The organism is Psychrobacter immobilis, from assembly GCF_904846285.1.
GTDB lineage: Bacteria > Pseudomonadota > Gammaproteobacteria > Pseudomonadales > Moraxellaceae > Psychrobacter > Psychrobacter immobilis_D.
In genome coordinates this window covers 33371-47450 of sequence record NZ_CAJHAD010000016.1, presented here as the reverse complement: position 1 = coordinate 47450, position 14080 = coordinate 33371, and the positions used below count along the sequence as shown (strand labels likewise).

The following is a 14080-nucleotide window of genomic DNA, read 5'->3' as shown; positions in this document are numbered from 1 at the left end:
CGCTTACAGTTTTGTAAGCCGACTTCATAAGGAAGCAGACTAGCGCTTACTGACCATTAAAAATAAACAAGGTCAAAAAAAGCAATAGTCACATCGTCATAGTGTAACACGCTGAAAGTCTAAGCCCTACAGAAGCTGTGCGTTATCTATAATTTTATCACTGTCATACGATTGTTATGAGATGGCTGTTTAGCGCTGAGGTGATGTAGGTTACGCGGTCTATTAACTCTCTAAAATATGACTTGGCTGTAATTTACTGTATATTTGCCCCTGTCAGCCATATTCAATATCGCTCGTGACGGCGGCTCATGCTAAACTACGGAACAATGTCACCATGGCCACCATACATAAAGCATTAGCGCCATCATACATAAAGTATTGGCCGTTTAACTACAAAATAGATAACGAAAAAATAGACGAAGCAAACGTTATTCTATAAAGTAAGCCATGTTTTGCTGTATGCTATGGCACTGATTTTTAAAATAAGAATTTTTAAAATAATTGATGTTATTAACATTGGCAAAATTGCATTCGATAAAAATCATGTTGATAATGAGTGCGCTTATTGATAGCGCCTACTCAATAGCAGACAGTTAGCGGATGCCGCAAGCATCGTTTTTTATTATTACCTTTATTACCCTTTTATTATTTAGCTTAATAGCGTCGCTGCTATTACGCGTCTTGTGTCGGAGAAGAAGTATGCAAGCTGTTGGCAATACGTTTATCAAACTGTCCTCAATCACCCTACTTGCGCTAAGCGTTAACTTGGTGGGTTGTCAAACGTTTAAAGACCTCACTGGCGGTAAAGACGTGGATGCGGTTGAAACTGCTGAGAAGTCAGAGCAAGGTTATTATAACAGCGCCATCGCCCAGATTGATAAAGGTCGCTATACGCAAGCTATCGAAGATTTAACCAATCTTCGCACCTTTTATCCAACCGGACAATATGCCGAACAAGCATTGCTCGATATGATGTACGCCCAATACGAAAGTGGCAAGTTTGAGACCGCTGCAGCCAGCGCTGAGCAATTTATTAACCTATACCCTTCTAATCCGCAAGTCAGCTATGCTTACTACGTACGCGGTGTGGCCAATATGCAAGGCTCATCAGAAGGTTTGAAACTGTTTAAGCTCAATCAAGCTGAGCGTGATACCGCTTATTTGCGTATTGCCTTTGCTAACTTCCAAGAGCTTATCAATAAATACCCTAACAGCCCTTATGCGCCTGACGCCGCACAGCGCATGACCTTTATCTATAATCAGTTTGCTGAAAGTGAGATGAGCGCGGCAAACTGGTATATCGAGCGTGAAGCGTATGTCGCTGCGGTAAACCGTGCCAAGTGGGTGTTCCAATATTATCCATTAAGTGAATCTGTGCCTAACGCCCTTGCAGTATTGGCTTATAGCCATGAAAAACTCGGTCTTGACGACTTGGCAAAAGAATATAAAACTCTGTTGCAAATCAACTATCCAAATATGCTAAGCGCTGATGGACGCGTCAAACTCAATACCAAACGTGAGCGCACTTTGTTTACTAAATTGACCTTTGGGCAATTGAACCGCTTTAACAAAGACACCTCAGTTGCGACAGGCGATTACAATGGTGCTACCAAAACCCAAGTGATCCGTAATGCCAGCCAATTAAGATTGCCAAGTGATAATGCGGCAGCAGCCAATGCTAATGCACCTCTAAATATGTCTCCTAAGCGCGCTAATAGCGGTATCAATGTTGGCTTAGGTTTACCTGAAGCATCAGCTGAACGCGTGACCAGTCAATCGAGCACCGGCGATGCCGCTAGAGAAGCCGATGTCGATCCACAAAACGTCAACCCTGTACGCCGTACCACATTACCTGCTGAGTAGGCTGATACTACTCTCGTCTATTTTAGACGCTTAGCGCCTATCATCAAAAACAAGGTCAACATTCTGTTGGCCTTGTTTTGCTATATATCGCTTAATCTGTCTGTTCCAAAATAATTGACCTATGGTAAACTGTTTTTTGCATGAGCATCCCAAATCATATTCTTGAGCAATTAAATAGCCAAGCTGACTTAATCAGTATCATTGGGCGTCATACCACGCTTAAACGTGCCGGTAGTGAGTACAAAGGCTGCTGCCCGTTTCATGGCGAAAAGTCGCCCTCTTTTTATGTCAATCCGCAAAAAAACATCTATCACTGCTTTGGCTGTAGTGTCGGTGGTAATGCCATCAGTTTTTTACGTGATTATGAAAACTTAACTTTTATCGAAGCGGTTAATGAGCTGTCCAAACAAACAGGCATCGAAGTGCCAAAAGAAGAGCAGCAAAATGTCAGCTATCAGCGTAGTAAAAAACAGCCAATTGTAAAGCCCGTAGTAGCAACTCAAACACCGAAAAAACATTCAAACACTGAGCAAGTATCTGCTGATACGTCATCAGGGCATATGCAATCGGATTATAACGATAGTAATTATAATAATAGCTATGAGAACTACCCGCCACTAGGTTCCTATGACTCTATGCCTTATATGGCGGATGATTATGATTCAGATGCTTATAATACAGAGCATCAAGCTGATAATGGCTATCCGCCTGCATGGTTGACTAATGATGCTGATACTACCGCTCTCTACGATGACAATAGTGCCTCTGATAAAGACGGCAATCTTTATGAGCTATTAGAGCAGATACAGCAGTTTTATCAGCACAATCTCACCATTCATCCGCATGCCAAGCACTATTTTTTATCGCGCGGTATTACTGACGACATCTTTGAAACCTTTGGTCTTGGCTATGCGCCATTTGGTTGGCAGCATCTTGAGCATCAATTCCCGCAGGATATTGAAGGCCTTAAAGCATTAGGCTTAGTACGCAAATCAGAATCAGGGCGTGATTACGACTTGCTTCGTGATCGGGTTATTTTCCCGATTCGCGATAACCAAGGTCGTACCATTGGTTTTGGTGGTCGCGCGCTCGATGACGAAGTGAAGCCCAAATATATCAATTCCTCTGACTCACCCGTTTTCCATAAGCAGCACGTACTATACGGCTACTATGAATCTCGCCAGCAGCGCGCAAATGATTGGCTGGTGGTCGAAGGCTATATGGATGTCATTGCCCTTTATCAAGCCGGTATCCATGGTGCCATTGCTTCTATGGGTACGGCGATTAATGAGAGTCAAATATCACGGCTATTGACATTAAACCCTACCCTGACATTGAGCTTCGATGGTGATAGCGCGGGGCAAAAAGCCGCTTGGCGTACCCTTGAAGTGGCGCTGCCTGTGCTTGGCGATGATAAAGAGCTAAGGTTTTTAACATTACCTAACAATCATGACCCTGATACTTTTATTAAAAGTCAGGGGGCAGATGCGATGCGCGAGCAAATCGCTACGGCCATGCCGCTATCTCAGTATATTTTTGCCTATTTAAGCGAGCGTTATGACTTAACCTTGGCAGAAGGTAAAGCCAAGCTCATGTCGCAAGTACGCGCTTTGACCACTGCTCTACCTAAAGGCAGTAGCTTTCGCTACTTGCTGAACAATGACATTTATCAAAAGCTTGGCGGTAAACGCAATCAGAATAAGGACGCCAAAGACGCGCTGCTAGATTTTGATGGTGATATGACCATCAGTCAGCAATTGCAGCTGTGTTTTTTATTCCAACCACGTGCCTTGAGTGATGACCCTATCGAAGCCATTTGGCAGCAGGCAGGTATTAATGAGTTAAAGCTGCCGGCTCATATTAAACAAAAAGCCTCTGCCGATACATTGCGTCCACTGGCTTGGGAGGACCTGCAAGATGATGCCCTGCTCGATATCGTCAGCACCATTAAGCGCTGTCTTAATTATCTGCCAAAAGACGCCAATGCAGCGGCGCACTTTATCTTATCGAATGTCAAACCCAGCACCCAAGAGACGCTTAGCCGCGATTGGGGTGGATTTTATAAAGCCCTTACCACGCGCAATATCTTAAGCCTTGATGGTTTGGTCGAAGAATTGGTCAGCCAAATGATTGAACGTCATATGAAGAAAAAAATCCAAGATTTGGTCAAGAACCCTGACAACATAAAGCTGGCGATTGTCCGTAAGCAATCACAATTATTGAATGACTGGTTACGTGCGCAGCAAGCAGAGCAATCGGCACAAATGACAACGGTTAAATCTTAACAGCTAGGCAGAATTTTTATTTATGAGTAGCAACCCTTTAAAAGCATCGAGGTTGCCCCCACTATTAATGATTATGCCAAGTTGCATATACAGCCCTCAATTAGGCTACTGATAAAAAACCAATGGGTGAAAAATAATTGGTAGATAAATAGCAGCGAGCATCACTAGCTCGTGCTTGATTATGCTGGTTTGTGTTAAACTGTGTCGCTAACTATTTATAGCACGACTTAATAGATGACGATAAACCCGCATCATTAAGCACTGTTTTAGGTAAAAACACAGCTTTAGGTATACATTTTTAAATGCGCTTTTTAAAAGATAAGTTTTAAAACGCCGTATTTTTGGATTGCCATTTTTTAGCTCACAGTATTCTTAGGTAGTGTTGTTTTTTAATTAATAGTATTTTTTAGATAATATGATTTTGAAGTATTTTGCGCATGACCAATTTTTAGCGGTTTTTTAGTATTGTAATTGTAGTATTTTGAGCCTTTATTCATATCCACTCATTTTTGTTATTATTGACAACCTTTACGCCATATCTTGATGAATCGATTGATTATATCAACGCACCCAGCGAGCGATAGCGAGTCACAATATAAAAATGTCCGATACAAGCAAGCGAGTATTTATGAACGATAAGTCAGTTTCTAAGTCCACATCTCAACTGGCCACCTTAATCCAAATGGGTAAAGAGCAAGGGTATTTGACCTATGCTGAGGTGAATGACCAACTGCCCGACTCTATTACTGAAAGTGATCAGATTGAAGATATCGTGCAAATGCTAACGGACGTTGGCATTAAAATTTTTGAATCTGCGCCCGATGCCGATGACATCTTGATGAACGATGATTCAAATGATGACGAATCAGCAGCCGATGAGGCAGCCGCAGTATTAGCAGCAGTTGAGACCGATCCTGGTCGCACTACTGACCCTGTGCGTATGTATATGCGTGAAATGGGTACGGTTGATCTCTTAACCCGTGAGGGCGAGATTGCCATCGCCAAGCGTATCGAAGAAGGTATTCGTGACGTGCAGCATGCCATGTCTTACTGGCCGGGCACAGTGCAGTTCGTCCTTGACGAGTATCAAAAAGTACAAGATGGTGAGAAAAAACTGTCTGATGTTATCACTGGTTTTTTAGATCCTGAAACTGAAGCAGACAAGATCGCTGCCCAAGAAGCCAAAGAAGCGGCGAAAGAAGAGCGCGAGCGTATTAAAGAAGAAAAGGAAAACCCGCCTGTTATCAAAGCCAAAGTAAAAGCGGCGCGCGATGATGATGACGAAGACGAAGAAGAAGTTGAAGAAGAAGCCGAAGAAGAAACCGGCGGTATCGATCCAGAAGAAGTACGTCTGCGCCTAGAAGAGATCGAACACTTATTTATCAAAGCCAAACAAGCCTTGCTTGATTATGGCCGTGGTAGCGTAGAAGCCGATACTGCGTATTCTTTACTTGCTGAACGCTTTATGATGCTCAAGCTAAACAATCGTTTGTCAGACCAAGTCATGGCTATCATGCATGATGTTTATGATGATGTGCGTAAACAAGAGCGTCAAATCATGCGTTTGGTCATTCGCCGTGGTCGTATGCCGCGCGATGAGTTCCGTAAAACTTTCCCTAGCAATGAAACCAACGTTGATTGGCTCATTGAGCGTATCAAAGGTAAGCCTGCTTTTGCGGGTACGCTAGAAAAAGTCGCTGACGATGTGATTTTACTACAACGTAAAATTCGTGATTACGAGCAACAGCTCGACATGAAAATTCACGACATGAAAGACGTTGCCCGTCGTATGGCGGTTGGTGAAGCCAAAGCGCGCCGTGCCAAGAAAGAGATGGTCGAAGCTAACCTACGTCTGGTAATTTCTATCGCTAAGAAATATACCAACCGTGGTCTACAGTTCTTGGACTTAATCCAAGAAGGTAATATCGGTCTGATGAAAGCGGTCGATAAATTTGAATACCGCCGTGGTTATAAATTCTCGACCTATGCTACTTGGTGGATTCGTCAGGCGATTACCCGCTCTATCGCTGACCAAGCACGCACGATTCGTATCCCTGTGCATATGATTGAGACCATTAACAAGATAAACCGTGTCTCACGTCAATTGCTGCAAGAGATGGGTCGCGAGCCAACGCCTGAGGAATTAGGCGAACGCTTAGAGATGGACGAAGTTAAAGTCCGTAAAGTGCTAAAGATTGCCAAAGAGCCTATCTCTATGGAGACGCCTATCGGTGACGATGAAGACTCACACCTAGGTGACTTTATCGAAGATGGTACGATTTCAAGCCCTGTTGATGATGCGACCGCAGCTGGTCTGCGTGAAGCCACGCGTGACGTATTGGGTAATCTGACTGAGCGTGAAGCACGTGTGCTAAAAATGCGTTTTGGTATCGATATGCCAACCGATCATACGTTAGAGGAAGTTGGTAAGCAGTTTGATGTGACGCGTGAGCGTATTCGTCAGATCGAAGCAAAAGCATTACGTAAATTGCGTCATCCATCACGTTCTGAGCATTTACGCTCTTTCCTTGAAAATGACTAATTGAAATAGTATGTGCTAAGCACATATCAACATTCTTAATGACAAACTAAAAAAGCTGAGCATGTCTCAGCTTTTTTGTGCTTGTTATTTGATGCCGGCTATTTGATGGCTGTTATTTAATAGCTATTAGTGTTTATCCATTAAATATTGAGCCGCTATAGCATTACATAAGCAATTAATTCATAAAAATATTGCCTTTATTTAAAATAGCGAGTATAACTACCTACCGTTCGGTAGCTAAAAAATTAAATGGATAAATAGTTAACAGTGTACTCTTATGAATAAACAAATCAGCTTAAAAATAGTCATCTCTCTTGCCATCATTGTAGCGCTTGGCCCTGCAGCGATTGACATGTATTTGGCCTCAATGCCAAATATGGCAACAGACCTCAATACCTCCTACGCCACCACGCAAATCACGCTGACCGTCTTTCTTATCTTTATGGGTTTAGGACAGCTGGTATTTGGTCCTGTATCTGATGCCATAGGGCGAATAGCACCATTATCTGTAGGCTTGCTGGCATATATTGGTGCTTCAGTATGGGCGATGTGGTCACAAAGTATTGAAAGCCTAATCTTTGCCCGCATTTTGCAAGGTCTTGGCGCATCGATGGCTATCGTGGTGGTGATGAGCATGGTACGTGATCTCGTCGATGGATCAAGAGCTGCCCAAATTTATGCTTTATTAAATACCATTGTGGCATTAGGTCCAATCGTTGCGCCAGCAATCGGCGGTATCGTCGGTGCGCATTATGGTTGGCGCGGCGTTATGTTTATTCTGGCGGCGTTAGGTATGATTGTACTCATTAATACGCTGTTGAATATCGAAGAAACCTTGCCGAAAGACAAGCGCATTCAATTAAATATAAAAAATATCACCAGCATTTATGTCGGCATATTGAAGAACAAAACCTTTGTCTTTAATCTATTTGCGCTATCTGCGGTGTATTTCTTTTTGTTTGCCTACATCGGTGGTTCTGCTTATGTTTATCAATACGACTACGGTCTTAGCCTAGAGCAATTTGGTTTTGTCTTTGGCTTGACCAGCATCAGTTTGATTTTAGGCGCTTCTTCTACCGCTTATTTGGTCAAAAAAATATCAGCATCACATTTGGCCTTAATCGGTGCCGGTGTCATGATGCTCGGTAGTGCCGTCTGCATCGTCGCTTATCTGCTATCGATGGGTTTGGTCGGTATTGTCACTGGTATTGCCTTGGGATTATTTGGTCTCGGTGTATTAGAAGCGACGCTGATGGCAATTGCAATGGACTCGCAGCGCAGCGCTTTAGGTTCAAGCGCGGCTTTATTGGGCGCCATTCCTATGTTACTCTCATCTACTGCCACACCCATCGCGGGACAACTGGTTCAGAATAACACCTTATATTGGCTAATTTTGCTAGGTGCCATGGGACCAATTATTTTAGCATTGGTCTATCTCGGTTCTAGAAGCTTAAAACCTTATACTACTGTCGCCACAACATCATTAGAGGAGGCTTATGCAAAGCCATAAACCACGCTCAAACGCTAAGCAACGTATTATTGATGCCGCGTTTGAGCCTTTCTTTATGTACGGCTACGAGGGCGCATCACTCAGTGATATTGCCAAGGCTGTGGGTATCCGCAAAGCCTCTCTCTATACGCATTTTGTCAGTAAAGAAGCCATATTTTTGGAGTTACTACAAGATGCACTTGAGTCAGAATGTACATTTATTAAATCATGCTTTGCGACGGTTAGTGAATTTCCTGCTCCCGGTGAAGCGTATTGCCATGCTTTTAAAGCGCGTTACGAAAGCGCGATTACCTTACGGTTTTTAATTCGCATGGCCTATGCCGCACCTGTGCTTCTGACTGATACCAGTGCGGCAACTTTTAACGTTTATATTGAGGTACTGACGGAACAAATACAGCTGGCTCTACAGCCTTATCAGCTAGACTCTGAGCAGCTAGAGCTGTATAGCGATGCTTATCTAGGCGTGATTGATAGCTTAAGTGTGGAGCTTCTGTATGCAGAAGGCTTATATGAGCGCCGTTTTAAAGCCATGCTCATGCTCTACCATACTTCTATTGAACAGCTCGATAAAAAATAGATTTTTAAATCTAAGTTGCTTTTATTGATGGTTGTTTGGACATCACTTGCTAATGATGACTGAGTTCGCCTATCATATAGCTGAGCTGCTTAAACACGAACTACTTCAACAGTAGCTCAACGCTATTAGAATTACTTTCAAATCTATACAGTGCGACTAGGATGAGTTTTTCGTAGCCTCTGTGATAACAGCAAGCAAGGAAAATTTATACCAGTCGCACACAGCTATAACGTATCGCTTTTATTTTTAACTGACTATATCTGAATTTTATATTTATTATTAAAAAATAAACCTTGTCGGGGTGCTTTGATTTTGGCGTTTTAAGTACAATCAAAATCATGGCTGAGAGTTACCCGCGAACCTGATGCAGTTAGCACTGACGTAGGAAACAAGCGTGTCGATATATAAGTCACATTTACTTTATATTTTGCCAATCTATTTAAATTAGACTGGCAAATTTTCTGTGCCCTATCTCTTCTCGTTTTCTGTCATTTGCTTGCTCGCGTTTTATAAAAGTAAATAAAAACTATGGATTACCAAACGCTACGTCACAATTGCCCGTCATGGGATGACTATATTCAGCATGATTTCGTCAAGCAATTGGCGGCAGGTACGCTCGCCCCTGACAGCTTTCGTCACTACCTCATCCAAGACTATTTATACTTAATTCACTATACCCGCGTGATGGCGCTAAGCGTCTATAAGAGTGACACGCTGGCACAAATGCGCGTCGGTCAAGCAGGTATCAACGCCATGCTCGATATGGAAATCGGCATGTATCTGGATTTCTGTCGTCAGTGGAATATACCACTTGATGAAGTAGAGAGTGCTGCTGAATCTGCCGTAACCATCGCCTATAGCCGCTATATATTAGACGCTGCTATGTCAGGCTCACTGGCCGAGCTATATGCTACGATTGCGCCTTGCTTGATGGGTTATGCTGAAATTAGCAAGCATATCAAAGAGCAAGGTTTTATCACGGGCAACCCTTACCAGCCATGGATTGATGTGTTTTCTAGTGAGGAGTTTCAAGTAATTACCGCGCAGAACGAAGCACAGATTAATACGCTGCTAGCCGATGCCAGCCCTGCTCAGGCAGACAAGTTCCAACGGTTATTTAATACCGCCGCACGTATGGAAGTTAATTTTTGGCAGCAGGCATTAGATTTGTCTTAACTTATACTCAATCTAGCTTGATTCTAAAAAAACCCTCTAAAATTAAAAACAATGATCAACAATAACGATCAACAAGGAGAAACACCATGGCAGCATTCGATGAACACGCAAGCGCGTACGACAGCTGGTTTTTTGACAACCAAAACTTACTGACCAGTGAGCTAAAACTGGTCGCTCACTTCTTAGATAAAGATAGCGAAATATTGTCTATCGGCTGTGGTAGTGGTCTTTTCGAATCACTGTTGGCCAAAGATTACGGCATTCATATCACGCATGGTATCGAGCCATCGAAAGACATGGCTGAAGTTGCCGAAAAGCGCGGCTTGCAAGTAGATATCAGCCCTGCCGAAACCTGCGAGATTGAGCCTAATAAATTTGATATCATCATGTTTAATGGCAGCGTCAGCTATATCAGCGATTTGGATGTCTGTATTAAAAAGGCATTTGATGCTCTAAAGACTGGCGGCAAGCTCATCTTGATTGATGTGCCAAAAGAAAGCGGTTTTGCCAGCTTATACAATTTAGCCAGCGCGGTAGATACGTGGGAGCATCCACTACTCGAACACATCTCCCCTGCTGACCCTTATCCTATTGAGCTGGTGAAGTCAGCAAACTGGCGTACCTCTGATGAGAAAATCGAGTTAATGCAAGCCAATGGTTTCGTCGATTTCGAATATGCGCAGACTTTATTGACCCATCCTATGTATGCCAATGACAAGGTACAAGAGGTCATCGAAGGCTATGATCGCGGCGATTATGTGGCGGTATGTGGTTATAAAAAATAATGATTTTAATATGAGTTATCGTTGGCTGACCCTTGAATAATATGATGAGCGTCCTTATAAATGGTGCATAAAGCGCTTATCGGCATAACCCATAAGCTCATATCTTCACAAAAATAAGGACAACATCATGACTGATGATCCAAAAGACATCACTAACCCAAATCAAACCCCTAAAAGAGAAGTCAAAGTCACTGAGCTGGTCGCCAATGACGGTATCTTAAAAGGCAAAAAAACCGACGTGCAAAATCCTGAGCTGTGGCAGTTCCCAATGAACTACCCACTGAGCATTATCGGTCATGAAGGCGAGCATGACAGCTTACTCAATGAAGTGAAGCTTATCCTTGGTAGCCAGTTTCCAGAGTTTGATTTGGCGTCTATGGAAGTTAAACCGTCAAAAACAGGACGCTTCCATTCTGTGCGTGCCAATTTATACTTGACCACCGTTGAGCAAGTGAACACGCTTTATGCATCACTCGATAATGCAAAAACGGTACGCATGGTCGTCTAATCATAGTTTTATCAATTTAACAAAAACCAGTCCGTTTTTCGTCCGAATCGTCACTCATATGGGTGGCGATTTTCTATTGTCTGGGGTACAATCACCACCCGAAATATGCGCGCCATTCAGCAGATTTGCGCTCGTTAATTTAGCCAACAATAAAAAGCAAATTCGCGCCATTTTTTACAAAACTTTTATTATTTTTCTTATTGGCGTCTAACCCTTATCCCATCGTCCTTTGCTAAAATTTGGACACGCTTTACCCTCTCATCAACATAGTTTGCCGCTAAAATCAATATAGCATTTTCAAAATTTTCCCGCTATATTGTGTCCACCTACTAACAAATACGCTATATGTAGTGCTCAGTGATTTAAATCCTCACTATGAGCAATGGCATCGTTTTGCCTAAAAAAACACTCTGCCGTGACAGGATGTTATAGCGTAATAAAGATAGCGTGATAAAGAATGCCCGCCGGTATGAACCGCGCCGCATTACTATAAGTAACACTATAAGCATCATTATAAATTAATTGCCAAGCAATCAACTTACGAGGTCAGCATGACACATATCGATAAAATCCAAGTAACCAAACGTGATGGACGTTTAGAGCCTATTGATTTAGATAAGATTCACAAGGTTATCGAGTGGGCTGCTCATGATTTAGATAATGTGTCGGTATCACAAGTTGAGCTAAAGTCGCACATTCAGTTTTATGAAGGCATCAAAACTCGCGATATTCACGAGACCATCATCAAGTCTGCCGCTGACCTTATCTCTGAAACCACGCCTGATTATCAGTATTTAGCCGCGCGTTTGGCCATCTTCCATTTACGTAAGATTGCTTATAATAAATTTACCCCGCCTCACTTGTATGACCATGTCAAAAAGCTAACTGATGCCGGTAAATACGATCAGCATATCCTAGCTGACTATAGCCGTGCGGAATTTGATGAATTAGAAGAATATCTTGACCACTGGCGCGATATGAATCTTGCTTATGCTGCTGTCGAGCAAATGGCGGGTAAATATCTCGTGCAAGACCGCGTCAGCAAGACCGTTTATGAAAGCCCGCAGTTCTTATATATGCTGGTTGGTATGTGTCTGTTTGCCAGCTATGAAAAGTCAGAGCGTCTTGATTACGTTAAACGCTTCTATGATGCGACCTCACAATTCAAAATCTCTCTACCAACGCCTATCATGTCAGGTGTACGTACGCCATCGCGCCAGTTTAGCTCGTGTGTATTGATCGAATGCGGTGATAGCCTAGATTCTATCAACGCCACCACCAGCGCCATCGTACGCTATGTATCGCAGCGAGCCGGTATCGGCATCAACGCTGGTCGTATCCGCGCCCTTGGTAGCCCTATCCGTGGCGGCGAAGCGCAGCATACTGGCTGTATTCCTTTTTATAAATTATTCCAAACGGCGGTTAAATGCTGCTCACAAGGCGGCGTGCGTGGCGGTGCAGCGACGTTATTTTACCCATTATGGCATTTAGAAGTTGAGTCGCTACTGGTACTGAAAAACAACCGCGGCGTCGAAGACAACCGTGTCCGTCATATGGATTACGGCGTTCAGTTAAATAAAACCATGTATACCCGTTTGATTAAAGGTCAAGATATCTCGCTATTTTCACCAAGCGACACCCCGGGCTTGTACGATGCCTTCTTTGAAGACCAAGACAAGTTTGAAGAGCTATATACCAAATACGAGAACGACCCTAGCATTCGTAGCCGTCAAATTCCAGCTACTGAGCTGTTTAGTTTGATGATGCAAGAGCGCGCCAGCACCGGTCGTATCTACATCCAAAACGTTGACCATTGCAACACCCATAGCCCGTTTGACGCCACAGTTGCGCCGATTCGCCAGTCAAACCTCTGTATGGAAATCGCCCTACCGACTAAGCCACTTGATAATATCAATGACGAAACCGGTGAAATCGCCCTTTGTACGCTATCAGCGGTCAACTTAGGTAAAGTTGAAAACGTTAGCGACATCGAAGAGCCAGCAGAATTAATCGTCCGTGCGCTTGATGCCCTGCTCGACTATCAAGACTATCCAGTCAAAGCGGCTGAAAATGGTAGTATGCGTCGCCGTACCTTAGGTGTTGGCGTGATTAACTATGCTTATTATTTAGCGAAAAATGGCGTGCGCTATTCAGACGGCAGCGCGCTTGGTCTAACGCATCAAACCTTTGAAGCGCTACAGTACTATCTCTTAAAAGCGTCAAATAAATTGGCAAAAGAGCAAGGTGCGTGTCCGGCATTTAATGAAACCACTTACTCGCAAGGTATCTTGCCGATTGATACCTATAAAAAGGACTTGGATAAAATCTGCCAAGAGCCGCTACATCTCGATTGGGAAACGCTACGCACTGAGATTACCACTCATGGTCTGCGCAACTCTACCCTAACCGCCTTGATGCCGTCTGAGACCTCTAGTCAGATTGCCAATGCCACCAACGGTATCGAGCCACCACGCGGTCTGGTGTCTATCAAAGCGTCAAAAGATGGCATCTTAAAGCAAGTGGTGCCTGAGATTGACAAGCTAAAAGATCAGTACGAGCTACTGTGGCAAATGCCGAACAATGACGGTTACCTAAAGCTGGTCGCTATCATGCAGAAGTTCGTCGATCAAAGTATCTCTGCCAATACCAACTATGACCCAACGCGCTTTGATGGTCAGCGTGTACCGATGAAGGTATTGCTAAAAGACTTGTTGACGGCGTATAAGCTTGGCGTGAAAACTTTGTATTACCATAACACTCGTGATGGTGCGAATGATGCCCAAGCGGATATGGAAGATGATTGTGCTGGTGGTGCTTGTAAGATTTGAGAACCG

General features: G+C 43.4%; 9 protein-coding genes and 1 riboswitch. All 9 genes read left to right on the top strand.

Features of this window, described 5'->3' with window-relative positions; translation table 11 throughout:
• Positions 1 to 699: 699 nt before the first annotated feature.
• A complete protein-coding gene (locus JMX13_RS09945; RefSeq protein ID WP_201612338.1) occupies positions 700 to 1863 on the top strand; it encodes an outer membrane protein assembly factor BamD in 1164 nt (387 codons plus the stop codon).
• A 140-nt stretch (positions 1864 to 2003) separates the two neighbouring features.
• On the top strand, positions 2004 to 4148 hold the full coding sequence (locus JMX13_RS09940; RefSeq protein WP_201612337.1) for a DNA primase: 2145 nt from the start codon (positions 2004 to 2006) through the stop codon (positions 4146 to 4148).
• A 628-nt stretch (positions 4149 to 4776) separates the two neighbouring features.
• Positions 4777 to 6690 (top strand): RNA polymerase sigma factor RpoD, encoded by a 1914-nt coding sequence (gene rpoD, locus JMX13_RS09935; protein WP_201543071.1) that lies wholly within the window; start codon positions 4777 to 4779, stop codon positions 6688 to 6690.
• Positions 6691 to 6967: 277 nt separating this feature from the next.
• On the top strand, positions 6968 to 8200 hold the full coding sequence (locus tag JMX13_RS09930) for a multidrug effflux MFS transporter (RefSeq protein ID WP_201612336.1): 1233 nt from the start codon (positions 6968 to 6970) through the stop codon (positions 8198 to 8200).
• Positions 8187 to 8777, top strand: a complete 591-nt coding sequence (locus tag JMX13_RS09925) for a TetR/AcrR family transcriptional regulator (RefSeq protein WP_201612335.1) — start codon at positions 8187 to 8189, stop codon at positions 8775 to 8777. The genes JMX13_RS09930 and JMX13_RS09925 overlap by 14 nt, the downstream gene beginning before the upstream one ends.
• A 287-nt stretch (positions 8778 to 9064) precedes the next feature.
• A riboswitch (TPP riboswitch) is annotated at positions 9065 to 9182 on the top strand.
• Positions 9183 to 9305: 123 nt separating this feature from the next.
• The gene (tenA, locus tag JMX13_RS09920) at positions 9306 to 9953 is read left to right on the top strand and encodes a thiaminase II (RefSeq protein WP_201612334.1); all 648 of its coding nucleotides are present in this window, start codon (positions 9306 to 9308) and stop codon (positions 9951 to 9953) included.
• A gap of 86 nt (positions 9954 to 10039) precedes the next feature.
• Positions 10040 to 10738 (top strand): class I SAM-dependent DNA methyltransferase, encoded by a 699-nt coding sequence (locus JMX13_RS09915; RefSeq protein ID WP_201612333.1) that lies wholly within the window; start codon positions 10040 to 10042, stop codon positions 10736 to 10738.
• A 127-nt stretch (positions 10739 to 10865) separates the two neighbouring features.
• The gene (locus JMX13_RS09910; protein ID WP_201612332.1) at positions 10866 to 11246 is read left to right on the top strand and encodes a YbeD family protein; all 381 of its coding nucleotides are present in this window, start codon (positions 10866 to 10868) and stop codon (positions 11244 to 11246) included.
• Between the two features lie 551 nt (positions 11247 to 11797).
• Complete coding sequence (gene nrdA / locus JMX13_RS09905) at positions 11798 to 14074, top strand: class 1a ribonucleoside-diphosphate reductase subunit alpha (RefSeq protein WP_201612331.1); 2277 nt, start codon at positions 11798 to 11800, stop codon at positions 14072 to 14074.
• Positions 14075 to 14080 lie beyond the last annotated feature (6 nt).

Excerpts from the sequence above, each read along its gene's own strand:
- JMX13_RS09945 (WP_201612338.1), top strand. The coding sequence starts at position 700 with ATGCAAGCTGTTGGCAATACGTTTATCAAACTGTCCTCAATCACCCTA.
- JMX13_RS09940 (WP_201612337.1), top strand. The coding sequence starts at position 2,004 with ATGAGCATCCCAAATCATATTCTTGAGCAATTAAATAGCCAAGCTGAC.
- rpoD (WP_201543071.1), top strand. The coding sequence starts at position 4,777 with ATGAACGATAAGTCAGTTTCTAAGTCCACATCTCAACTGGCCACCTTA.
- JMX13_RS09930 (WP_201612336.1), top strand. The coding sequence starts at position 6,968 with ATGAATAAACAAATCAGCTTAAAAATAGTCATCTCTCTTGCCATCATT.
- JMX13_RS09925 (WP_201612335.1), top strand. The coding sequence starts at position 8,187 with ATGCAAAGCCATAAACCACGCTCAAACGCTAAGCAACGTATTATTGAT.
- tenA (WP_201612334.1), top strand. The coding sequence starts at position 9,306 with ATGGATTACCAAACGCTACGTCACAATTGCCCGTCATGGGATGACTAT.
- JMX13_RS09915 (WP_201612333.1), top strand. The coding sequence starts at position 10,040 with ATGGCAGCATTCGATGAACACGCAAGCGCGTACGACAGCTGGTTTTTT.
- JMX13_RS09910 (WP_201612332.1), top strand. The coding sequence starts at position 10,866 with ATGACTGATGATCCAAAAGACATCACTAACCCAAATCAAACCCCTAAA.
- nrdA (WP_201612331.1), top strand. The coding sequence starts at position 11,798 with ATGACACATATCGATAAAATCCAAGTAACCAAACGTGATGGACGTTTA.